The following is a 22,166-nucleotide window of genomic DNA, read 5'->3' on the forward strand; positions in this document are numbered from 1 at the left end:
CAGGGGCCAGGTGCGGAAGGTGGCCCTGTCTGGGCTGCTGGGCACCGTCATCGAGTACTACGACTTCCTGCTCTACTCCACGATGGCCGCGCTGGTCTTCGGGTCGCTGTACTTCCCGGGTTCGGACCCGGCCCTGGCCACGATCGCCGCATTCGGGACGCTCGCCGCCGGCTACGTCGCGCGCCCGCTCGGCGGGCTGCTGTTCGGCCACTTCGGCGACAAGATCGGGCGGAAGTCCGCGCTGGTCACGAGCATGGTGCTGATGGGAGTCGCCAGCGTGCTCATCGGCGTGCTGCCCACCTACTCCTCGATCGGGCTCACCGCGCCGGTCCTGCTGGTGCTGCTGCGCTGCGTGCAGGGCATCGCGGTCGGTGGCGAGTACGGCGGCGCGGCGCTGATGGTCATCGAGCACGCCGACTCACGGCGGCGCGGCGCGTGGGTGGGGATCATGCAGGCCGGGTCGCCGCTGGGTTCCCTGCTGTCGAACGGCGCGGTGGCGCTGGTGACGATGCTCCCCCACGAGGACTTCGTGTCCTGGGGGTGGCGGATCCCGTTCCTGGCGAGCGCGATCCTGCTGATCATCGGGCTCTACGTGCGGTTGAGCGTGGTGGAGAGCCCGCTGTTCAAGCAGGCGATGGAGAAGGCGGAGAAGCGGGAAACGCTGCCACTGCTGAAAGTGCTGCGGCACCCCCGCGCCGTGCTGCTGGCCTGCGCCGCGGGCATCGGCCCGTTCGCGATGACGGCGCTGATCGGCTCGCACAGCGTCGCCTACGCCAAGGGGCTCGGGTACGACCTGCCGGACATCATGCGCGCCCACCTGCTGATCAGCCTCGCCGGGCTGATCGGCATCCCGCTGTTCTCGGCGCTGTCGGACCGCATCGGCAGGCGCAGGGTGCTGCTGATCGGCGCGACGGGGGCGGTGCTGTTCGCGTTCCCGATGTACGCGCTGCTGGGCATGCGGACCGTGCCCGCGATGATCGCGGCGCTGGTGATCGCCCAGGTCTTCCAGAACCTGATGTACGCGCCGCTGGCCCCGATGCTGTCGGAGATGTTCGGCACCCGCGTGCGCTACACCGGGGTTTCGCTGGGCTACCAGATGGCGAGCCTGATCGGAGCCGGCTTCACCCCCATGATCGCCGCCGCGCTCGTCGCCGGGACGGGCGGGTCGAGCCTGCCGCTGAGCTGCATCATCGTCGGCGCGGTCGGGATCTCGGTCCTCTCGGTGCTGATGATCTCCGAGACCCGGGGCCGCGATCTCGGTGAGACGCCGTGAGCACGTTCGCCGAGATCGCGTGGTCCCGCTGCGGCGACCAGCGGGTCGGGCTGCGCTTCGAGGACCGGTCGTGGACGTGGGCGCAGGTCGTGGCCGAAGGCGCGCGGCGAGCGGGGCTGCTGCGCAGGCTCGGCGTCCGCCACGTCGGGTTGCTGCTGGAGAACGTGCCCGACTACGTGTTCTGGATCGTCGGTGCCGCGTTGGAGGGCGCGGTCGTGGTGGGGATCAACCCGACTCGGCGCGGGGCCGGGCTGGCTCGCGACATCCGGCACACCGACTGCGAGGTGGTCATCACCGAGCAGCGCCTGGCCGGACTGCTCGACGGACTCGATCACGGGGCGGCGGTGCTCGACGTCGACAGCGACGAGTACCGGCCCCTGCTCGGCGAGGAGACGATGCCCGAGGGGTTGCCGGATCCGGATCGCACGTTGCTGCTGCTGTTCAGCTCGGGATCGACCGGGGCGCCGAAAGCGGTGAAGTGCTCGCAGGGCCGTCTCGGAGCGCTCGCCGAATCGCTGGGCGAGCGGACCGAGCTCACGCGGGATTCGGTGTCGTACCTGTGCATGCCGTTGTTCCACGGGAACTCGGCGATGATGAACCTGGCGCCCGCCATGCACGTCGGGTCGACCGTGTGCTTGGCGCGGAAGTTCTCGGCGTCCGGATTCGCGCGCGACGTCCACCGCCACGGCGTCACCTTCGTCAACTACGTCGGTCGCGCGCTGTCCTACGTGCTCGCCCAGCCGGAGGGTGCCGCGGATCGGGCCAGCACACTACGACTCGCGGTCGGGACGGAAGCCTCGCCGGTCGACGCCGAGCGCTTCGCCGAGCGGTTCGGCTGCCGCGTGTCCGAGGGGTACGGGATGAGCGAAGGCGTGCTGCGGATCAACCGGACCGCCGACAGCCCACCCGACTCGCTGGGACTGCCCGTCGGTGGTGCCGACGTGCGCGTGCTGCGGGAGGACACCGCAGCGGAGTGCCCACCAGCGGAGTTCGACGAGCACGGCCGGCTGTGCAACTCCGCGGAGGCCATCGGGCAGATCGTCGCCCTCGGCAAGGCATCGGCGTTCGAGGGCTACTACAACAACCCCGAGGCTCAGGCCGAGCGCGTGCGTGGCGCGGACTTCTGGACCGGCGACCTCGCCTACCGCGACGCCGACGGCTACTTCTACTTCGCCGGCCGCACCGCCGACTGGATCCGCGTGGACGGGGAGAACTTCGCGGCGGCGTCGCTGGAACGCATCATCCAGCGGTGGGAGCCCGTCGAAGCGGTCGCGGTCTACCCCGTCGCGGACCCGCGCAGCGGCGATCAGGTGATGGCGGCGCTGCAGATCCGGGGCGAGTTCGATCCCGAGGTCTTCGCGAACTTCCTCACCGCGCAGCCGGATCTGGGAACCAAGTGGCTCCCCCGCTTCGTCCGCATCACACCCGAGCTCCCCACCACGGCCAGCAACAAGACGGCCAAGTCACCGCTGCGCCGGTCGGCCTGGCGAACCCACGACCCGATCTACCACCGCCCCACCCAGCACCCCACCTACAGCCTCTTCACCCCACACGCCCGAGAGCACTGGGAACGCGACTTCACCACCCACGACCGCACGTCCCTGCTACCTCCCGACCTCGGCATCTCCCAGTTTTAGTCATAACTGAGCCGACATTTCGGGCACGAAGCCTCCTCGGTTTGGACTAAAACTGGGAAATGCCCACGTCATCACCGCCGAGCCGGAATTCGTCGACGCAGCAGCGCAGCTCTTCTCCGCCATGACCAGCACGGCCGAGGCCAGGACGTCGCGCCGACCTCGACAGAGCGATCCGCGCTGCTGGTGGTGGATCTGCTGTGGGCAGCGCGGGGCGCCTGGGACGCTGTCGTGGCGGCATGGTCGGAGCATGGCCAACGACGAGAAGCAGCCGATGTTCGACCACCGGCTTCGCGAACGGTTCTACAGCCAGCGGGTCCTGGTGCTCGACGGCCCGCTCGACGACGACAACGGGACGGTGCTGATCACTCAGCTGCTGTCCCTCGCCCACGCCGATCCGGACAAGGACATCGCGCTGTGGATCCACTCCCCCGGCGGTTCGGTGCCCTCGATGCTGGCGATCCGCGACGTGATGCGGCTCGTGCCGTGCGACGTCTCCACGCTCGCGCTCGGATTGGCCTGCAGCGCAGGGCAGTTCCTGCTGTCGGCCGGTACCTCGGGCAAGCGCTTCGCGCTGCCGCACTCGCGAATCCTGATGCACCAGGGCTCGGCGGGGATCAGCGGCTCGGCCGTCGAGGTGGAGGTGCAGGCCGACGACCTGCGCTACACACGAGACACGGTGCTGGGGCTCATCGCCGAGGACACCGGTCAGCCCGTGGAGCGGGTGTTCTCCGATTCCCTGCACGACCGTTGGTTCAGCGCCCAGCAGGCGCGCGAGTACGGCTTCGTCGACCACATCGTGGAGGGTCTAGGCCAGCTGATGCCGATGCGCTACCCGGTGGGCCTCGGCGTGGATTCGGGGGTGCGGGCATGAGCAGCTACACGATCCCCAACGTCATCACGCGCAGCACGAACGGCGAGCGGATCATGGACGTCTACTCGCACCTGCTCGCCGAGCGCATCGTCTACCTCGGCACCCCGATCGATTCCGGGGTCGCCAACGCCCTGATCGCCCAGCTGCTGCACCTGGAGGCCGACAGCCCCGACCGGGAGATCAACCTCTACATCAACTCCGAGGGCGGCGACCCGTCGGCGATGCTCGCGCTCTACGACACCATCCGCTACATCAAGGCCCCCGTCGCCACGACCTGCGTCGGGCAGGCGGTCGCCGCCAGCGCGGTGCTGCTGGCCGCCGGAGCACCCGGCCGCCGCGCGGTGCTGCCGCACACGCGGGTGGTGCTGCACCAGCCGGCCGCTCAAGGGCGGGGCACCATCCCGGACCTGATCCTGCAGGCGGACGAGGTGGTCCGGGTGCGCACCCAGCTGGAGGAGATCCTCTCCCGGCACACCGGCCGGGAGGTGGCGACGCTGCGGCACGACACCGACCGCGATCGCGTCTTCGACGCGCAGGAGTCGGTCACCTACGGCCTCGCCGACCACGTCCTGGACGAGCGGAGCTAGACCGCCATGAGGACCGGGCCGGACGGGCCACCGACGGGAGCGGAGAACATGCCCTGGGTCGTCCGGACCTGGCCGGCGATGCCGGTGAGCAGTTCCGCGAGGTCGACGTCGAGCGCGCCGCTGACCGCGGCGATCATCTCGCTCGACGGCTCCTTGCACCCCCGCTCCATCTCCGAGAGGTACTGAGGGGACACACCGGCTCGTTCGGCGACGTCGACGAGCCGGTCACCCCGCTCTTCCCTGATCGCGCGAAGCGCGCGGCCGAGCTCCTCGCGCCAGAGCGGGTCGGGCTCGGCCTTGCGCTTCCGCTTGAAGTCAAGAACGTCCGCCATGCACCAATCCTGACACCGGCCGAGCGCTCCGGGGACGCCGTTCCGCTGACAGCGGAACCGATCAGGCCTGAACGAGACGTGCCGTGTAGCCGGCGTCGAGCAGGCGGCGGTAAGCGTCCTCGACCTCGGCGGGGACCTCCTGCGGAATGGCGAAGCCGCGCTCGGCGTAGACGGTGATGCGCTGGGTGTCGCCGACGAGCATGTCGATGACGCGGTCGGCATCACCGATGGCGGCGACGTACTCGTCCAGCGGGATGCGCTGCGAGCTGCAGCGGACGTCGACCTCCGGCCAGACCTTCTTGGCCGTGGCGAACGCCCGTCGCTGCTGGTAGGGCTTGGACACCAGCAGCAGAGAACCCACGTCCCGGCCGGCGAGGAGCTCGCGGGTGAACTCGATGTTCTCCGCGGTGTTGGTCGCTCTCGGCTCGACCAGGATCGCCTCGTCAGTGACGCCGAGGGCGACGGCGTGCTCCCGGTAGTGAACGGCCTCACCCCTCGGGAACCGCTCGGCGGTCGTCGGCGCGTTGGCTCCGGTGAACACGACCAGCGGGAACCACCCGGCGCCGTGCAACTCGGCGACGTGGTCGGCGACCCCGAGGTCATGACTTCCCAGCCCGACTCCGACATCGCATCGTCGCAGCTCGTGGCCCATGTCGTGGTAGTCCCACAGCCGCTGCACGTCGGCCCGCAGCCGTTCCGGAACCACCGCGCTGCTCTCCATGCCCACTCACCTCGGACGCTCGACCGGTCGCGGCGAACCTACCGGTCGGCTCACCCCGGGAGGGAGACCGAGATAATAGTTTCAGTGTTACTACTCGGACCTACGATCGGGGCATGAACCACAACACGCGCAAGACGCGATGCCCGCGAGGGCATCTGCTGGAGGCGCCGAACCTGGTCACGGCCTCGGCCAAGCGCGGCCTCCGCGCTTGCCTGGTCTGCCACCGCGCGCGGCGGGCGAAGAACTACTACGGGTGGAGCGACGAGCGCTTCACCTGCGACGCGAACCGCCGCTACCGCGCGATGAGCCTGGAAAACTCGTCCACCGTCTGAGAACCGCTGGGACTTGCTTTGCGTGGTCATGTGGTGGGGGAAGTTTTCATGAAAACTTCCCCCACCCAACGGATCAGGCCGCTGCGTCTTGGAGCTCGGTCGGTTCGGCGATCACGTCGACCATCGCTCCGTTGCGGGTCACGGTGATCTGCAACGGCTTTCCGATGGCCTCGGCGAACATCAGCCGCTGCAGGCCCTGGGCGTTGCGGACCGGCTCGCCTGCGGCGGTCAGGACGAGATCACCGGGGTGCAGGCCCGCACGATCGGCGGGACTGCGGCGCACGACGTCCACGACGCGCAGGCCGGTTCGCTGCTCCAGCCGCGTGGCCAGGCCCTCCGGGAGCGGAGCGGGCGTGGTGACCAGGCCCAGGTAGGCGCGCCGAACCCGCCCGGTCCGCATCAGCGAGTAGATGATCCGCCGGGTCGTCGAGTTGATCGGAATCGCCAGCCCCACACCGATTCCCGCCACGGCGGTGTTGATGCCGACCACGACTCCCCGCGCGTCGGCGAGCGCTCCCCCGGAGTTGCCGGGGTTGAGCGCGGCATCGGTCTGGATCACGTCCTCGATCATCCGCGCGGAGTGACCGCCGCCCGAGGGCATCGACCGCCCGAGCCCGCTGACGACGCCGGCCGTGACCGAACCGGTCAAGCCGAGCGGATTTCCGACCGCCACCACCAGCTGACCCACGACGAGATCGTCGCTGTCACCGAGCTCGACCGGTTTCGGCGTCGGCCCGTCGACGCGGACGACCGCCAGGTCCGACAGCGGATCGGCGCCCACCACCGACAGCTCACCGCTGGTGCCGTCCGCGAAGTACGCCGTGCCAGCCCGCGATCCGCCGAGCACGTGAGCGTTGGTCAGCAGGAACCCGTCTTCGGTGAACACCACCGCCGACCCCTTGGCCTCTCCCCACTCACCGCGCGTCCGCAAGCTCGCCACGCTCGGCGTGATCTGCGCGGCGACCGAGCTGACGGTGCGCGAGTACGCATCCATGGCACCGGACGAGTCCGGGACTCCGATCCCAGCCATCGCACCCTCCCCACCTCGTGCCGATGCACCGGTAACGCCACCAGCCCACCAGGACATTCCCGGTGCGCAGGCGGAGAACGCGCCGATCACGGGCGGGTACGACCGGTCAGCCCCGCCCCCGGTGCTGGCGGAGCATCGTGGTGAAGTTCCGGAACTTCGCGGCTGCGTCCGCTGGCACGGGGTCGGAGTGGAAGTGCAGGAGCTTGTTGCGCAGATCGCGGATCTCATCCAGTCGCGCGATCACCGTGGCGCGGTCCAACCGCCACTGCAACCGCTCCCACATGGCCTTGTTCTCCATGACGCGCTTGTAGTCGCCCATGGTGAGTCGTTCGAAGCTCGTGATGTCCCTGCCGCACACCTGTGCCACGGTCTCGATGTCGAACGCGGTCCGGAGGATCCAGCGCAACGTCCGATCCAGCTCGCCCACCTGGAGAATCGGCGCGGAAACCTCTCCGAAGAATCGCACCACGTCCGAGGTCGTGACGATTCCCTTGACCGCCTTCGTCTCGTCCCACACGAACACGAACTCCTTGCGCTGGAGCTCTGGAAGCACGTCGAACAGATCCCGGTAGTAGGGGACGGACTCCACGTCAGCATCAATCGCGTCGGTGAGGTTCGGCTCCGCTTTGCGGTGGAAAGCGTTCACGATCGACCGCCACGTCACAGCACCCCGCAGGTTCCTCGCCCCGCTGAGAACGGCGAGCTGGGAGTAGTTGTTCAGGGTGAGGCTCGTGATAGCGGCGTCCAACGACTCGTTGGGATTGACGAAGCCCACGCCGATCAGCGGTGAGAGGTTTCCGACCGTGAAGTGGATCTCCAGGTCGACATCGTCCTCTTCATCATCAACAACCCGCACACCTTCGATGCCCGAGGTCTCCTCGACGACCTCCTCTGGTGGCGTGATCAGTGAAACCACCGTGTCCAGGGTTACCGCTCGGAAGCTAGGTGAGGTCGTCAGACCGTGGTTGGCGAGATCCGCCTCGATCTGGCCCACCTGATCACCGCGTTGTCCGATGCCCCACAGCAGTAGCAGCTCCCGCACCGAGACGCGCTCGGGTTCGCCGTGGTCCGCGTGTTCGCGCGCTTCTCGAAGCCGTTGGTGGATGCTCTTGTGCTTCGCATCCGCCGCCGTGCCCTCCAGGAGCTCCTGCCGCAACGCGTCCAGCAGCCTGCCCTGCCCGACCTCCTTCCACGCTCTCCAGCCGTCGATGGCCCGCGCTCCGGCGGCCACGCTGGCCGCCCGCGAGGGCGATCGGAACTCCTCACCGCCGTGGTCGAGTCTGATCCGCCCCTGGGCCGTCACGGTCGCGTTGTAGGAGACCCCGATCCGAGAGCGTTCGAACCTCAACTCGGTCCCAGCGCTGATCAACCCCGCGGCCAACAGGTCCGAGACCGTGACACGTCGGCCGTCGATGAGGTACTTGGCACGGCAGGACGCCTCCTCTGTCACGTCGGCGCCACCCTCCACGCTCACCACTCCCGCAGTCCCGCGTACTTCCGGCGCGCACCGATCGCTTGTTTGAGGACCCGCCGCTTCAGCTTACGCAGGCTCAGGCGGTTCACCCGGGTGAGCCCCAGCGCAGCAGCAACGGCCAGCAGCGACTCCCTGTTCAAGCGCAGGGAGTCGAGGTAGAGCATTCCCTCCTCTTCCGTCTCCGTCTCGCGCAGCCGTGCACCGATGGCCTCTGCGCGCGGGTCCGTCGCCGTGTCGTCCCGCTCGGGTTCCTTCGGCGGCGGAACCGGTTTCGGAGAACCGGAGGCGAGCAGGTCTAGCAGCCGGTCCCGTGACAGTTTGCTGTACCCGGTGAACCCGTTCTGCTTCGCGAGCTCCTTCAGTTCCTTCACCGACAGCCCGGCGTTGATCAGATGCGCGCGCCGTTCATCTTCCGACGAGAGCTCGGCGAGCCCGCCCGATGTCTTCGCCTCCCCGCGAGGTTCAACCCGATCGGCCTCAGCGCGCACATTCTCGGCAGGAGCGGACAACGACAAGCCCATCGCACCGCTGACGAGGGCATCGATCGTGCGATCGTCCTGCTCGGCGAAGAACTCCCACGCGAGGGCGTTGAGAGCGATCATTCTGCGCAGGTCGCTCATCCGCTGACCTCCCCGGTCAGCGAGAGCGAATCCAGCACCTCATCGGTGAGCCGCTCGAACTCCTGGACCACCTCGTCGCTACCTGGTGCCGAGAGCATCGGCGGAACAGCCTTCTCCGGTTCTCCGGCGAAGTGCCGGGTGCTGTTGCGTATCGTGCTTTCCAGCACCGGTACCCCGGAGTTGACCTGCGCCTCGTCGATGTAGTTCTGGTGGGCAGCCGTCACCCGCTGCGAGTAGATCTGCACCATCGTGAACACGACCCCGAGGAATTCCGGGTTGATCGGACCGTGCTCGCCCTTCCCGCCGTAGCCGGCGAAGTCGTTGAACTCCCGCACGAGCTTCCGGCAATTGCCCTCCAGGTAGGTCAACCCGAGCGTGGAGAGGTAGTCGGCCTTGGCAGGAACCAGGATCCGCTCGCTCGCCACGATCGCGGTCTTGGTGACCAGGCCGAAATTCGGTGCGCAATCGAACAGCACGAGGTCGTAGTCGCTCAAGCGCTCATCGGCGAGCTCGCGGCGGAGGCAGTCGTGCAGTTCGAGGAACCGCTGCTGAGAGCTGGCCAGGGTGGTCGTACCTCCCAGCAGAGCGGCGAGCTTGAGGTCGACGTCGATGAGCCCGAGGTGCGAGGAGATCAGGTCGAGCCGTCCGGTTGCGCTACCCAGCTGCTCGTTCACGGCCTCCGGTGTCACCACGAGATCCGCGAGCGAGACCTCCCGCCCTGGCATGTCGCCCTCGTACCACTGCTTGATGGTGTGCGAGTCCTTGATCCGGTCGTGCCATTCGTCGATAGAGAAGAACGAGAAGGTCAGGTTCGTCTGCGGGTCGAGGTCGATGAGCAGGACCCGCAGACCGCGACTGGCGGCCACTGCTCCGAGATTCGCGGTGAGGGTCGTCTTCCCCACCCCGCCCTTGTAGTTCATGACTGCAACGACCCGCACGAGTGCCCCCAAAGCCATCTCAGTGCTCGGCAAATTGGTCAGCAGCTCTCAAGATCATCCTTTGGGCTGCTCAATGACCTTGGCAGAAGGCACGTTCCGAGGACAACCGAAAGGCAGCCGCATCGACACGAACGTACGTGCGGTCGTGACCCGTTTGCCGCAACGACATTCGCGACGGCGTCGGATTCAGCCGGATTCAGCTATAGGCGCGGAGGAAGGTGTCGACTCCGTCTGCGATGAGGTCGTGGAGCTCTTCGGGTTTGCTCGCGATGTCCGGGGTCTCGTCGATGACGTCGAGGGCCAGACGCATGGTCAGCGCGATGAAGTGCTGGACCGCGCGGCGCGGGTTCGGAACGCGGAGATCCCCGGCTTCGGCGTAGCGGAGGAAGCGCTCCTGCAGGGAGCGCTCGGGCTCGTCGTCGAGCTCTTCCGGGAGGCGCGAGGTCTGACTGTGGAGTCGGCGGAAGTTGACGTAGACCGACGACGGGAACGTTTCCGTCGTGACCCGCTGGGCGAAGGCGTGCAGCGCCTCGCGGAGGTCTCGGTCTTCGGTGAGCTCTTCGTCGATGGCGGCGCGGATGGTCCGCAGCAGCACCTCGCCGGAGCGTTCCAGGACCCCGTGGAACAGGGCTCGCTTGTCGCCGAAGTGGTCGTAGACGGTGCGCTTGGAGACCTCTGCGCGGGCGGCGATGGCGTCCACGCTGACGACGTCGAAGCCTTCGGAGACGAACAGCTCCTCGGCGGCGTCCAGGATCGCCGCGCGCTTCATCTCGGTCCGCCGCTGCCGCCCGGGCGCCTGCGGGGCCGTCTTCGGTGTCGCCATGGTCCTCATCCTATTCTCAGGCAAACCACACTACACCGTGTAGTGTAGTTTCTGTCAGGCAACGAGCACGTCGACGCGAGGAGTGGCGCATGCAGGTCATCGACGGCGTGGAGAGCGGGCTCCACACCAGGTGGAACCGACGGCTCATCGGCCTGGTGACGGTGCTGGTCCTGGTCAACTTCATGGTCGACACCGCCATCACCGCACCGCTGATCGTCCTGCCGCAGATGCTCGAGCACTTCGGCACCGACCAGGCCGCGTGGCTCAACGCCAGCGCGATGCTCGCGGGCGCGATGTGGGCTCCCCTGCTCGGCAAGAGCGCCGACGTCCACGGCAAGCGCAAGATCCTGGTGCTCACGCTGCTGATCAGCTGCGCGGGTGCCCTGGTGTGCGCGGTGGCGCCCACCACGTGGGCGTTCGTGGCGGGCCGGCTGCTGCAGGGCTCAGCCGTGGCGGCGTTGTTCCTGACGGTGGCGATCGTGCGCGACGTCTGCGCGCCGCGGCTGGCGATGGTCGTCGTCGGCATCGTGACCTCGGGATCAGCCGTGCTCAACATCGTGTCGCGCTTCGCGACGGAGAATCTCGCCGCCGAGAACGGTTTCCAGGTCCTGTTCGTCCTCTCCGCCGCGGTCGCGGCCGCGATGGCGCTGGCGGTGCGAGCCGTGGTCGCCGAGTCGCCGATCACCACCCCGGGCAGGATCGATTTCGGCGGAGCAGCACTGCTCGGCACCGGCCTGATCGGCGTGCTCAGCTACATCAGCCTCGGCTCCGAGCTCGGGTGGCTGGAGATCGGACCTCTCGTGCTGCTCATCGCCGGTGCGGCGGCCCTTGCGCGGTGGTGGGTCGTCTCCGCTCGCGCGGAGGAGCCGTTGATCGACGTGCGGGGCCTCGGCGGTCCGCTGCTGCTCACCCTGCTGATCGTGGTGCTGGCGACCGGCTCGTACCAGAGCATGCTGCAACTGCTGCCGCTCGTCGGGGACGTCCCGCTCAGCCAGGGCCTCGGGTACGGACTCGCCGGCCAGGGATCGACCGCGATGCTGCTGGCCGCACCGGGTGTCGGCGTCATGATCGGCGGACCGCTGGCCGGGGTCCTGGCGGCGCGCTTCGGACCGGTGGTGACGCTGGCCGGGGCCGTGGCCCTCGGAACGATCGGCACCGCGGGCATGTTCGCCGGAGTCGGCTCGTTCCCGACCGCCCTGGTGTTCGCGCTCCTGCTGGGTTTCACCGTGGGAGCGCTGGGCACCTCGGGGTTCAACGTCGCGGGCAGCCTCGCGCCCGCGAGTCAGCAGGCGACGGTGTCGAGCCTGGTCATGGTCGTGGTGGCGATCGGTTCCGTGGTGTTCAACTTCGTCGGCTCGGCCGTGCTGCGAGCCACCGCGCTGCCCGCCGCGTACTCGGGGGCGGGCGTGTTCACCTACATCGCGATCGCCTCCGTCGCCTTCGGCGTGTCCACCGCGCTCGCCGTCGTGCTCATCCGTCAGCGCAAGTCCACCAGGTGAAGGAGAAGGACATGAGAGTGTTGGTATCAGGTGCGAGCATCGCCGGACCGGCGACAGCGTTCTGGCTGCACCGCAACGGGTTCGAGGTCACGGTCGTCGAGAAGGCCGCGGCGGTGCGCGATGGCGGCTACCCGATCGACGTGCGGGGAACCGCGCTGGAAGTCGTCCGGCGGATGGGGATCTTGCCGCAGCTGCAGGACGCCGACATCGAGACCCGGCGGCTGACGTTCCTCGAGGCCGACGGAACCGTGGCGGCGGCCGTGCACCCGCAGCACGTCGCGGGCGGCGTCGACGGGCAGGACCTGGAGGTCCGCCGCGGCGACCTGACCTCGGTGCTCTACGAAGCCGTGCGCGACGACGTGGAGTTCGTGTTCCACGACTCGATCGACGTGCTGGACGAGCACCCGGAGGGAGTGCGGGTCACCTTCCGCAGCGGCGCGCAGCGGGACTTCGACCTGGTGGTGGGCGCCGACGGGATGCACTCCCGGACACGGGAGCTCACCTTCGGCCCCGAGCTCCCGTTCCACCGCTACCTGGGGTTCTGCTTCGCCGGGTTCACCATGCCCAACACCTTCGGGCTCTCCCACGAGATCATCATGTGGAACGCTCCGGGCCGTGGCGCGGCGCTCTACGGCGTCCAGGACGGCGACGTGGTGCACGGGTTCCTCAACTTCGTCGGCCCGCAGCCGCCGATGGAGCTGCTGCGGGATCCCGAGGCGCAGCGCGAGCTGGTCGCCGACGCGTTCGCCGGTGACGGCTGGGAGGTCCCGTCGATGGTCAAGGCCATGCGCGAGGCCGACGACCTGTTCTTCGACACGGTCAGCCAGATCCACCTGCCCGCGTGGTCCCGGGGCCGCGTCGCCCTGGTCGGCGACGCCGCCTACGCCCCGTCCTTCCTGACCGGTCAGGGGTCGAGCCTCGCGCTGGTCGGGGCTTACCTGCTCGCCGACGCGCTGGCGTCCACCACCGACCACGCCGAGGCGTTCGCCGCCTACGAAGCGAACCTTCGGGAGTTCGTCGAGCTCAACCAAGCCCTCGTCGGGGAGGGGGACGCGGCTTTGTTCCCGACCACGGAGGAGGCGTTGGAGAAGCGCAACTCGGGCCTCCGCGGGATCACCGAACCACCACCGGCGACCGGGCACCCCGAGCATTCCGCGCTGACCCTCCCCGACTGACCGTCACGCGCTCACGGCAGGAGGTCTCGTCGAGCCGCTTCGGTCATCTCCGCCGCGTGGTGGAGGCCGGTTTCGGTGAAGTGGGCGTGCAGCTCGCCCAGTTCCCGCTCGACCGCGGTCGGCTCGGCGCCTCGGCGGGCTCGGCTCTTGACCAGGCCGAGCCGGGCCAGCGCCTCGCCCCGGGGCTCGCTGATGCTCGTGAACTCCTCCACCGTGTCCCGGTACACGCGCTCGGCCTCGGCGTAGCGGCCGGCGCGGTAGAGGACGTTGCCGCGCATCTTGTGGTTGTAGGCGAGCGCCGCTTCGAGACGCATCCGGCGGCAGGCGCCTTCTGCTTCGGCGAGCAGGGCCAACGCCTCGTCGACCTCACCTCGCAGCGAGGTGAGGTCGGCGATCCCCCGCAGCGCCCAGGCCCGGCCGCGCTGGTCGTCACCGTCGGTCGCGATCTGGCAGGCCTCGGTGAACATCGCCAGCGCGACGTCGTGATCGCCGTCGTGCCGGTGGATCTGCGCGATCCCCTCCAGCGCCCACACGATGTGCCTGGGCTGACCGTCGGCCCGCGCCTCGGCGAGGAGCTGCTCGTGCAACCGCAGAGTTCCGGCGAAATCCCCTTGCACCCGGCCTGTTTCGGCGAGCCCGGCGAGCGCGTACCCGCGCGCCACGCGGTCGGTGCCCGTTTCGGCGGCTGCCGCGGCGCGGCTCAGCAAGCGGTGCGCCAGCACGTACCGCCCGCGTTGCCGGGCGAGGGTCCCCCCGCTCCACAGCGCCCACGCCATCGCGTCCCGATCGGCCGCCTCGCGCGCCGCGCGATAGCTCGCGCGCCAGGCGCGCTCCGCCCGGTCCACCCTGCCCAGTCGCCTGCACGCCTCGGCGATCGCCAGCAGCGCCCCCGCGCGCTCACCGGGCCCGGTCGCGGCCGCGTCGTGCCGCTCGGCCTGTTCCAGCACCTCGTCGAGCGACGCGTTCACCGACAACGCTGCGAGCCCACCGCGGTATTCGGCCGCCTTGGCGTGCATGGGTCTCCCTCCAGTAAGCGGATCACCCGGCCCTCGGTGAGGACCGGGTGATCATGTCCACTGGAGAAATTACGGACGCTGCAGTGCCGAAACCTCCGGCCGAATCCCGGAAAAAACCAGGTCGGGAACCCTGAGAACGACCCGTACGACCAAAGTCGTAGGACCCTGAGCGAAGCGGCCGATCAGTCGAAGAGCCCCTGACCCCAGAAACCCCCCGGTTCCACTCCGGGCGGACAGGCGAACAGGCCGGAACCGTTGTGCTGCAAGTACTCCATCATCGTGTCGTCGCGGGCCAGCGCGCGCTGCACCGGGACGAACTGCCGGTGCGGGTCGCGGTTGAAGCAGACGAAGAACAGTCCCGCGTCCAGCCTGCCGAGACCGTCCGAACCATCGGTGAAGTTGTAGCCGCGACGCAGGATCCGCGCCCCGGTGTTCCCGGCCGAGGCCAGCCTGATGTGGCTGTCCTCCGGGATCGCGCGCAGGTCGACCGGGGCGAACTCATCGGTGGCACCCAGCGGGGCACCGCTCCCCTTGGTGCGGCCGACGATCTGCTCCTGCTCCGCCAGCGAGGTCCGGTCCCAGGTCTCGACGTGCATCCGGATCCGGCGGGCCACCAGGTAGCTACCGCCGACCATCCACTCGGGACCGTCCTCCCCGTGCACCCAGACGTGCTCGTCGAGCGCGGCCGCGTCCTCGGACTTGATGTTGTTGGTGCCGTCCTTGAAGCCGAACAGGTTGCGCGGTGTGGCCTGCTCCCGCGAGGTGCTGGAGGTGCGGCCGAAACCGAGCTGCGACCAGCGCACCGAGACCGCGCCGAATCCGATGCGCGCGAGGTTGCGGATGGCGTGCACGGCGACCTGCGGGTCGTTCGCGCACGCCTGCACGCACAGGTCTCCCCCGCACCTGGCGGGGTCGAGGTCGTCCTGCGAGAAGTGCGGGAGTTCGGCCAGCGCGGGCGGGCGCTGCCCCGCGAGCCCGAACCGCCCGTCGAACAGCGACGGCCCGAAGCCGATGGTGAGCGTCAGCGCGGACGGCGGAAGTCCCAGCGCCTCGCCCGTGTCGCCGGGTGGTTCCTCCTGCCCACCGCCGGTCGCACCGCGTTCGACGGCTTCCCGACCGGCGGTCATCCGCTCGGCCGCGCGGGTCCAGTCCTGCAGCAGGCGAACGAGTTCCGCGCGGTCGGAGGTGGTCACGTCGAAGGCCACGAAGTGCATCCGGTCCTGCGCCGGGGTGGTGATCCCCGCTTGGTGGGGACCGTGGAACGGCACCTGCTCGGCACCGCGGCTCTCCGCCCCGCTGGAGACGACCGCGCCGAGCGCTCCCCCGGTGCCGGCGATCGCCACGCCGACGCCGGTGAGGCCGAACATGTTCCGCCGCGAGAGCGTCATCGCGCGACGACCCCGGCGGTCTTGCTCAGCGGCTCGCCGAGCGAATTCACCGACTCCGAGAGCTCCTTGACCTGCTCGGGCCTCAGCTCCTGGTAGAGCCGGAAGCCCTCACCGGTGCGGTAGCGGTCCAGCAGGGCCTGCACCGACCCGAAGTTGCGGTCGAGCTCGGCCAGCAGCTCGGGGTCCTTCGAGGACAGGACCGGGCGCAGCGACTCGACGACCTGCTTGGCGCCCGCCACGTTGGCCTGGAAGTCCCAGAGGTCGGTGTGCGAGAAGATCTCCTCCTCGCCGGTGACCTTGCCGGTCGCGACCTCGTCGAGCAGCTCCTTGGCCCCGTTCGCCGCGTCGGCCGGGGTGAGCTCGACGCCGTGCGCCTCGGCCACCAGCTGGTCGACGTCGGCGCGCAGCTGATCGGCGATGGCGGGGGTGTCGGGCTGCGGCCCGGTCACCCACAGGTCCTTCTCCAGCCGGTGGTAGCCGGTGAACTGCTGGCCGGGTTCGAGGTCGGCCTCCCGCCCGTCGATCTTCGGGTCGAGGTCGCCGAAGCTCTCGGCGACCGGCTCGATCCGCTCCCACGGGAGCCGGGCCGCCGGGTACAGCGCCTTGGCCTGCTCGACGTCCCCGGACTTGACGGCTTGGACGAACTTCCCGGTCTCCGCCGCGAGCGCGTCGGCCTGCTGGTCCACGTAGGACTTGTAGGCCGTCACGGCCTGGGCCGCCTCCGGGCTGGTCACCGCCTGCGCCGAACCGGTCACGGTGAACTCGCCGCGGATCCCGTCGCCCTGCATGCCCGGCTTGCAGGCGGTCGTGTACTTGCCGCCCTGCGGCACCTGCGCGACCAGCTGGCGGTTCATGCCGGGCCCGATGTTCTCCACCTCGCTGACGATCTTGTCTCCGTCGCCCAGCAGGTAGAACTCGGTGACCTGGGAACCGGTGTTGCGCACGTCGAAGGTGATCGTCCCGGCAGCCGCCGAGGTGCTGGACACCTTGCAGGAATCATCACCTGCTTCGACGCTGATCGCGCCGGGCGCGGGACCGGCCTGCTGGCCGCACGAGGCCAGCAGCAGCAGGGACAGCGGAAGGGCTTTTCGGACAGCGGTTCTCACGACATCTCTCCAGTCTTCGCGGGGACGGCGGCACGCTTCGGCCGCAGGAACAGGGCGAGCACGACCAGCGCGTAGGAGGTCCAGACGGCCGCTTCGAGAACGGTGGTCCGCGGCGAGAAGTTGAAGATCCCCTTCAGCAGCGTCCCGTACCAGGAGGACGGCGGGATCTGCTCGCTGACGTCGAAGGCCAGCGCGTGCAGGCCCGGCAGCACGGCCGCCTCCTGCAGGTCGTGCACCCCGTAGGCGAGGACCCCGGCGGCGACGAAGATCAGCAGGACTCCGGTCGCGGTGAAGAACTTGCCGAGGTCGACCTTGATCGCGCCGAGGTAGAGCAGTCGGCCGAGGACCACCGACACCGCGATCCCGGCCAGGAACCCGGACAGCGGCAGGATGGTTCCGCCTGCGGACTGGACGCTGGAGAAGAAGAACACCGCCGTTTCCAGTCCTTCTCGCGCCACCGCGAGGAACGCGACGATGAACACCGACCAGGATCCGAGCTGCATCGCTTCGCCCATCTGCCCGCGCAGCTGCGCGGCGAGGGTGCGCGCGGTGGTGCGCATCCAGAAGATCATCGTCGTCACGAAGACCACGGCCAGGATCGACATCCCGCCGCCGAACATCTCCTGCTGCTCGAAGGACATCGTCGCCGAGGTATAGGTCAGCAGGGCACCGACCGCCACCGACAGGACCACCGCGGCGACGACCCCGATCCACACCGGGCGCAGCGCCCATCGGTGCTGACCGCGCACCAGGAATGCGATCAGGATGCTGACCACGAGGACGGCTTCCAGCCCCTCGCGCAACCCGATCAACGCATTGCCGATCAGCACGAGAACTCCTCTCACCAACGCCTCGCCCTGAGGCGTGAAAGGACGATAGGCATGCCTAACCTCATCGGCAAACAACTGTGCCCGCTGTCACTGGAAAATGCGGCGGATGGCGAACCGGAAACGAATCCGAATTCGACTCCTCATCGCCTCTGACCTGCTATGACAATTTGTCCAGACCTTCCCCGGGAATCAATTGGAAAACATTCGGAGCATCATTCTCCGCTTTCTCGGGAAATCGCGACAAAGGGATTTCGAGGACGAATCGACCTCAATGCACCAGACGCGGAACATTTCCGCACATCGGTCCCGAAGTGGAATGAACGCATCAGCGAAGCGGCGCTTGATCGAGATGGTTCGGGGAACAGGACGTCGCCGTGCGGCGTTCACACCGGTTGGGCCGCGTGGTCCCAGCACGGAGGGAAACCGATGAGCCTTCGCCAGTTCGAGTACGCCCTGGCCGTGGCCGAGCAGGGCTCGGTGACGGCGGCGGCCGAATCGCTGCACGTCGCCCAACCTTCGGTCTCGCAGCAGATCCGGGGACTGGAGCGCGAGCTCGGGGTGACGCTCTTCGCGCGAACGCCCAACGGCCTGGTACCGACGTCGGTGGGACGGGCGTTCCTGCGGGAGGCCGAGGTCGCGGTGACCGCGGCCCGGCGAGCCCGGGCGACCGCGCGCGCCGGCGGCGAGGAGCTGGTGGGCGAGCTCGTGGTGGCGGCTCAGCTGGGGTTCGGCACGCGGCAGCTGCCGGGTGCGCTACGCGCGCTGCGGCGCCGCTACCCGCGCGTGGAGGTCACCGTCTTCGAGGAGCCGAGCTCCGCCGAGCTCGACCGGCTGTGCAAGCGAGGAGTGCTGGACCTGTCGCTGATGGCGGCGTGCGAGCGGAGTCCCGAGCGCGCTCACCACCTCGGAGACGAGCAGTTCGTGGTGGTGCTCGACGAAGCGCACCCGCTGCTGGCCGCCGACGAGGTCGATCTGCGCGAGCTCGGCGCACGACCGTGGGTCCGCTTCGACCGCGACAGCGCGCTGGACGCGGTGCTGCTCAGCGTCCTGCGCGACACCGGTCTGACCCCGGCCACCGCCGCTCGCACCTCCCAGACCGCGACGGCCGTCCGCTGGGCCGCCCACGGCCTGGGAGTCGCGCTGGTCCCCGCCTCCGCCGTCCCCGAGAGCTACGAGCACCTCGCCCGCCCGGTCTCGCCGGCGGTCACTCAGCCCGTCATCGCCGTGCTCCGCCAGGATCCGGGCCCGGCGGAGTCGGCGCTCCTGCGGTTCCTCCGCCAGGAGCTCTGGCACAACGCCCCGCCGACCGGCTCGGTGCCCGCGGCGCAGATGTCCGGGCGCTGAGGCCCAGAAGCGTTCAGCCCCGGTGGAACTCACCGCCGTCGACGACGAGCTTGCTGCCGGTCACCCACTGCGCTCGGCCGGAGGCGAGGAACAGGACCGCGTTGGCGATGTCCTCCGGCGCTCCTTCCCGGCCGAGCGGGACCGGGGCCGCGTCCTGCCCCGGCTCCAGCTGCGCCCACTGCCGGCGCGTCTGTTCCCCGCCCGGCGTCGCCACCCGGCCCGGCGTGACGGTGTTGACCCGCACCCCGTGCGGCGCCAGCTCAGCGGCCAGTCCCCTGCTGTAGGTCTCCAGCGCCATCTTCGCCGCCGCGTAGTGCAGGAACTGCGGCGGTGGGCTGTAGATCGCCGCCGAGGACACGTGCACGATCGCCCCCGACCGACGTTCCCGCATGCCCGGTGCCAGCAGCGAGTCCAAGCGCACCGAGGCGAGGAAGTTCAGGTCCAGCGCCTCCTGCCACTCCTCGTCCGGGATCGCCGTGGCCTGCTCGTGCGGTTGCGCGCCGCCCACGTTCTCGACCAGCACGTCCACCCCGCCCAGCACGTCGTGAGCGGCCTCGACGATCTCCTCGACCCCGGCGCGTCCGCGCACGTCGGCGGTGACGAGTGACGCCCCTTCCGGCGCACTGGTGGCCGTTCTGGCGGTCGTGAGCACCTGGGCCCCCGCGTCGAGCAGACCGCGCACGACGGCCGCTCCAATCCCCCGGGAACCACCCGTCACCAGGGCGCGCTTCCCCTCGAACTCCCGAATTCCGAACGCGGTCATGACCTCTCCTCGAAGTTCTTTCCGAAATCAGCCGCGCGCAGCGTTTTTCGAACTCACACCCGTCGCGACCCGAACGACTTCACGCTACGTCCGCTCGAAACGCGCGGGCAAAGACGAAAACGCAGCCGACCGCATAGGCGCTCCCTATGCCACCGCGCAGCACGTTCTCGGAAGCGCACCCGGGGCGCACCGGGTGAGGATGCTTCCCCGAGGTCTTCACCAGGAGGGGCGATCGATGCGGGAAGCGGTTCTGGCGCTGGGTGCGGTCTTCTTCGCCGGGATGGGGGTGTCGGCGCTGGTGGTTCCCGCCGCGCTGGTGCGGCCGTTCGGGCTGGTCGTCTCCAGCGCCACCAGCAGGTCGGAAGTGCGTGCCGTCTACGGCGGTTTCGGCTTGGCCGTGGCCGGGGTGCTCGGGTGGTGCGCGGCGGGAGACGACCCGCTGCGCACCGGCGCGGCCTGGGCAGTCGGCATCGCGTTGGCGGGCATGGCCGCCGGACGGCTGATCTCGCGGCTCGTCGACTCCCCGACCGCCTTCTACCCGATCTGGTTCTACTTCCTGGTGGAAGCCGTCGCGGGCGGGCTGATCATCGGCGTCGTGCGACCATGACGGCCATGACCGCCGAACGCGCGAGGGTGTGGCTGTGGCCGGGCCAGGCCGCGTACCTGGGTCCGCAGTTGCGGTGGGACCTGCACTCCACCCCGGTCCACTGCCTCGCGTTCGGCGTGGATGACGCGTTCGTGGTGCACGCCCCCGACGGTGTCTGGCACCGTCGCAGCGCGCTGATCCCGGCACGTCTCCCGCACCGGATCGAGGCCGGCGCGGGCCGGATGCTGTTCCACTACTTGGATTCCCGCACCGATTCCGCGGGCGTGCGCGAGCTCATGGCCGAAGCACTGGGAACGATCACCGCCACGCACCGCGACGAACTGGCCGTGCTCGACCACGTGCACGAACCCGACGAACTCCACCGGTTCGCACTCGGCGCACCATCGCAGCGGTGCATCGACCGGAGGATCCGGGCGGCGATGGACTCGCTGCTGGCCGAACCCGAGCGCGAACGGGACGCCGGTGAGCTCGCCGCCGAGTTCGGGCTGTCGAAATCCCGCTTCCTCCACCTGTTCTCGGAGAACGCGGGCACCAGCTTCCGCCGGTTCCGGGTCTGGTCCCGGATGCTGCGCGTCGGCGCCGCCGTCGAAGCGGGCGCGAGCCTCACCACGGCGGCGACCGACGCGGGTTTCGCCTCCGCGAGCCACTTCAGCGACACCTTCCGCCGCATGTTCGGCCTGTCCGCAACGACCCTGCTGGCCGGTGGCACCCAGATCACCACCGCGCCCGCGATCACGCGAAGCGCGCCAGCACACCGGCCGTGAGCGCACGCTGAGGGCGAGCGCTGCGATCCACTTCGCCCTCGCCGCAGGGGTGCGCCGGATCCCGTCAGCGGGGCCCGGAAATCTTCGAGCGAATCAGACCAGGGGTTTTCCCGCGCGCATGCGGCGGCGGAGGTCCCAGAGGAAGTAGTTGAAGGGGAATCGGCGCAGCGGCATCGGCAGCCGGAGCGCCACCGCGCCGATCGTGCGGGTGATCCGGTCGAAGCGGCGCTGGTCGCGGCGGGTCCAGCTCAGACCCATCTGGTCGCGGAAGGTCTGCGGCAGGAAACCGGTGGTGATGAACCTGTTGAACGGGGCGAGCGGAACTCGCAGGGCCGCGGGGAGGAAGCGGAGCTCGGCGATGTCCAGGAGGTGCCTGCGGACCGGTTCGTCGATGCGGACCTCGGCGAGGTTCTTCTCCCAGTAGTCGTCGAACTCCTCACGCGTCGCGGGCCACATCTCGGGCTTGACCTGCAGCGTCGTCCCGAGCGGAGCGGAGGCGGCGTAGATCGCCTCGCGGCGGTCTTCCGGGACGGGCCGCCCCGACATCGCGACGAACGAGTCCTCGTAACCCTTGTACAGGCACGCCGCCACCCACAGCTGCAGCTGCGGGTCGAACGCGTTGTACTTCACCGGGCTCGACTCACCGGAGCGGACCTGGGCGTGCGACCGGTTGACCGACCGCCGGTAGGCCTTCTTCTCCTCGTCGGTCCCCAGCGTCGCCACCGACAGGTAGGTGAAGGTGGTGCGGGAGCGCTTGTAGGGGTGTGTGAAGAGGTTTCCGCTGTCCACCGTGCTCTCCAGGACGCCGTAGCCGACTCCCGGGCGCCCCAGCTGCATGATCACGTTCGCCGCACCGGCCATCAGGCCCGCGCCGACGATGACGTCGCCGAACTCCTCCGCCGGTGTCATGACCGCCTCCTGTCCTCACCCGGCCGGGATCGAGGTTTCGCATGTCGCGAGAAATGCGAATCCACCCCCACGCCGCGCCGGATGGACCCGGGCCGGCCGGTGGCCCGGCTGAGAATTCTGCCTTCTA

General features: G+C 69.3%; 23 protein-coding genes. 10 read left to right on the top strand and 13 right to left on the bottom strand.

Translation table 11 applies throughout. From position 1 onward, the window contains the following. The first annotated feature begins 19 nt into the window (after positions 1 to 19). The 4 genes from FHU35_RS02305 (at position 20) to FHU35_RS02320 (ending at position 4,368) form a co-directional block, all read left to right on the top strand. The gene (locus FHU35_RS02305; protein ID WP_246110024.1) at positions 20 to 1,273 is read left to right on the top strand and encodes an MFS transporter; all 1,254 of its coding nucleotides are present in this window, start codon (positions 20 to 22) and stop codon (positions 1,271 to 1,273) included. Next, the gene (locus tag FHU35_RS02310; protein WP_145736219.1) at positions 1,270 to 2,910 is read left to right on the top strand and encodes an AMP-binding protein; all 1,641 of its coding nucleotides are present in this window, start codon (positions 1,270 to 1,272) and stop codon (positions 2,908 to 2,910) included. The genes FHU35_RS02305 and FHU35_RS02310 overlap by 4 nt, the downstream gene beginning before the upstream one ends. A gap of 247 nt (positions 2,911 to 3,157) precedes the next feature. Continuing rightward, positions 3,158 to 3,781 carry a ClpP family protease gene (locus tag FHU35_RS02315; RefSeq protein ID WP_145736222.1) on the top strand — a complete coding sequence of 208 codons (624 nt, stop codon included), beginning with the start codon at positions 3,158 to 3,160 and terminating at the stop codon, positions 3,779 to 3,781. Continuing rightward, entirely contained in the window at positions 3,778 to 4,368 is a 591-nt protein-coding gene (locus FHU35_RS02320; protein ID WP_145736224.1) for a ClpP family protease, read from the top strand. The genes FHU35_RS02315 and FHU35_RS02320 overlap by 4 nt, the downstream gene beginning before the upstream one ends. Here the strand turns inward: FHU35_RS02320 and FHU35_RS02325 are convergent. Together FHU35_RS02325 and FHU35_RS02330 are read right to left on the bottom strand one after the other, a co-directional pair. Further along, positions 4,365 to 4,700 (bottom strand): helix-turn-helix domain-containing protein, encoded by a 336-nt coding sequence (locus FHU35_RS02325; protein WP_145736226.1) that lies wholly within the window; start codon positions 4,698 to 4,700, stop codon positions 4,365 to 4,367. The genes FHU35_RS02320 and FHU35_RS02325 overlap by 4 nt on opposite strands. Positions 4,701 to 4,761: 61 nt before the next feature. Further along, a complete protein-coding gene (locus FHU35_RS02330) occupies positions 4,762 to 5,421 on the bottom strand; it encodes a YdcF family protein (RefSeq protein ID WP_145736228.1) in 660 nt (219 codons plus the stop codon). A 113-nt stretch (positions 5,422 to 5,534) separates the two neighbouring features. On the opposite strand from FHU35_RS02330, the gene FHU35_RS02335 reads away from it, so the two are divergent. After that, on the top strand, positions 5,535 to 5,753 hold the full coding sequence (locus FHU35_RS02335; RefSeq protein WP_145736231.1) for a hypothetical protein: 219 nt from the start codon (positions 5,535 to 5,537) through the stop codon (positions 5,751 to 5,753). Positions 5,754 to 5,826: 73 nt separating this feature from the next. Here the strand turns inward: FHU35_RS02335 and FHU35_RS02340 are convergent, their stop codons facing one another. The 5 genes from FHU35_RS02340 to FHU35_RS02360 all read right to left on the bottom strand — a co-directional run bounded on the left by FHU35_RS02340 (position 5,827) and on the right by FHU35_RS02360 (position 10,638). Continuing rightward, the gene (locus FHU35_RS02340; protein ID WP_145736233.1) at positions 5,827 to 6,783 is read right to left on the bottom strand and encodes a S1C family serine protease; all 957 of its coding nucleotides are present in this window, start codon (positions 6,781 to 6,783) and stop codon (positions 5,827 to 5,829) included. 106 nt (positions 6,784 to 6,889) lie between these two features. Further along, positions 6,890 to 8,233 carry a restriction system modified-DNA reader domain-containing protein gene (locus tag FHU35_RS02345; protein WP_246110025.1) on the bottom strand — a complete coding sequence of 448 codons (1,344 nt, stop codon included), beginning with the start codon at positions 8,231 to 8,233 and terminating at the stop codon, positions 6,890 to 6,892. Between the two features lie 20 nt (positions 8,234 to 8,253). Next, a complete protein-coding gene (locus FHU35_RS02350) occupies positions 8,254 to 8,877 on the bottom strand; it encodes a hypothetical protein (protein ID WP_145736235.1) in 624 nt (207 codons plus the stop codon). Beyond that, positions 8,874 to 9,815 (bottom strand): ParA family protein, encoded by a 942-nt coding sequence (locus tag FHU35_RS02355; RefSeq protein ID WP_145736237.1) that lies wholly within the window; start codon positions 9,813 to 9,815, stop codon positions 8,874 to 8,876. The genes FHU35_RS02350 and FHU35_RS02355 overlap by 4 nt, the downstream gene beginning before the upstream one ends. A 196-nt stretch (positions 9,816 to 10,011) precedes the next feature. Further along, positions 10,012 to 10,638 carry a TetR/AcrR family transcriptional regulator gene (locus FHU35_RS02360; RefSeq protein WP_145736239.1) on the bottom strand — a complete coding sequence of 209 codons (627 nt, stop codon included), beginning with the start codon at positions 10,636 to 10,638 and terminating at the stop codon, positions 10,012 to 10,014. Positions 10,639 to 10,727: 89 nt separating this feature from the next. Between FHU35_RS02360 and FHU35_RS02365 the strand changes: the two genes are divergently transcribed. Both FHU35_RS02365 and FHU35_RS02370 read left to right on the top strand, forming a co-directional pair. Then, positions 10,728 to 12,137: an MFS transporter gene (locus FHU35_RS02365; protein WP_145736242.1), complete on the top strand. Its 1,410-nt coding sequence runs from the start codon at positions 10,728 to 10,730 to the stop codon at positions 12,135 to 12,137. Between the two features lie 11 nt (positions 12,138 to 12,148). Beyond that, complete coding sequence (locus FHU35_RS02370; protein ID WP_145736244.1) at positions 12,149 to 13,312, top strand: FAD-dependent monooxygenase; 1,164 nt, start codon at positions 12,149 to 12,151, stop codon at positions 13,310 to 13,312. Positions 13,313 to 13,323: 11 nt separating this feature from the next. Here FHU35_RS02370 and FHU35_RS02375 read toward each other — a convergent pair whose 3' ends face one another. From FHU35_RS02375 to efeU, 4 genes are all read right to left on the bottom strand, one after another. After that, complete coding sequence (locus FHU35_RS02375; RefSeq protein ID WP_145736246.1) at positions 13,324 to 14,328, bottom strand: tetratricopeptide repeat protein; 1,005 nt, start codon at positions 14,326 to 14,328, stop codon at positions 13,324 to 13,326. Between the two features lie 182 nt (positions 14,329 to 14,510). Next, complete coding sequence (efeB, locus tag FHU35_RS02380) at positions 14,511 to 15,716, bottom strand: iron uptake transporter deferrochelatase/peroxidase subunit (protein WP_145736248.1); 1,206 nt, start codon at positions 15,714 to 15,716, stop codon at positions 14,511 to 14,513. Beyond that, positions 15,713 to 16,822: an iron uptake system protein EfeO gene (gene efeO / locus FHU35_RS02385; RefSeq protein WP_145736250.1), complete on the bottom strand. Its 1,110-nt coding sequence runs from the start codon at positions 16,820 to 16,822 to the stop codon at positions 15,713 to 15,715. The genes efeB and efeO overlap by 4 nt, the downstream gene beginning before the upstream one ends. Next, positions 16,819 to 17,652 carry an iron uptake transporter permease EfeU gene (efeU, locus tag FHU35_RS02390; RefSeq protein WP_145736252.1) on the bottom strand — a complete coding sequence of 278 codons (834 nt, stop codon included), beginning with the start codon at positions 17,650 to 17,652 and terminating at the stop codon, positions 16,819 to 16,821. Before efeU ends, efeO begins: the two co-directional genes overlap by 4 nt. A 426-nt stretch (positions 17,653 to 18,078) precedes the next feature. Here efeU and FHU35_RS02395 point away from each other — a divergent pair, with 426 nt between their 5' ends. Further along, positions 18,079 to 18,996 (top strand): LysR family transcriptional regulator, encoded by a 918-nt coding sequence (locus tag FHU35_RS02395; RefSeq protein WP_145736254.1) that lies wholly within the window; start codon positions 18,079 to 18,081, stop codon positions 18,994 to 18,996. A gap of 13 nt (positions 18,997 to 19,009) precedes the next feature. On the opposite strand, the gene FHU35_RS02400 is transcribed toward FHU35_RS02395, so the two are convergent. Beyond that, positions 19,010 to 19,759, bottom strand: coding sequence for an oxidoreductase (locus tag FHU35_RS02400; RefSeq protein ID WP_145736256.1), 750 nt, complete (start codon positions 19,757 to 19,759; stop codon positions 19,010 to 19,012). A gap of 235 nt (positions 19,760 to 19,994) precedes the next feature. Between FHU35_RS02400 and FHU35_RS02405 the strand changes: the two genes are divergently transcribed. Then, positions 19,995 to 20,366: a DUF4345 domain-containing protein gene (locus tag FHU35_RS02405; protein ID WP_145736258.1), complete on the top strand. Its 372-nt coding sequence runs from the start codon at positions 19,995 to 19,997 to the stop codon at positions 20,364 to 20,366. Positions 20,367 to 20,371: 5 nt separating this feature from the next. Continuing rightward, positions 20,372 to 21,130, top strand: a complete 759-nt coding sequence (locus FHU35_RS02410; RefSeq protein ID WP_186459225.1) for an AraC family transcriptional regulator — start codon at positions 20,372 to 20,374, stop codon at positions 21,128 to 21,130. Positions 21,131 to 21,223: 93 nt separating this feature from the next. Here FHU35_RS02410 and FHU35_RS02415 read toward each other — a convergent pair whose 3' ends face one another. After that, a complete protein-coding gene (locus FHU35_RS02415) occupies positions 21,224 to 22,039 on the bottom strand; it encodes an oxygenase MpaB family protein (protein WP_145736262.1) in 816 nt (271 codons plus the stop codon). Positions 22,040 to 22,166 lie beyond the last annotated feature (127 nt).

The sequence above is a fragment of the Saccharopolyspora dendranthemae genome (assembly GCF_007829955.1).
GTDB lineage: Bacteria > Actinomycetota > Actinomycetes > Mycobacteriales > Pseudonocardiaceae > Saccharopolyspora > Saccharopolyspora dendranthemae.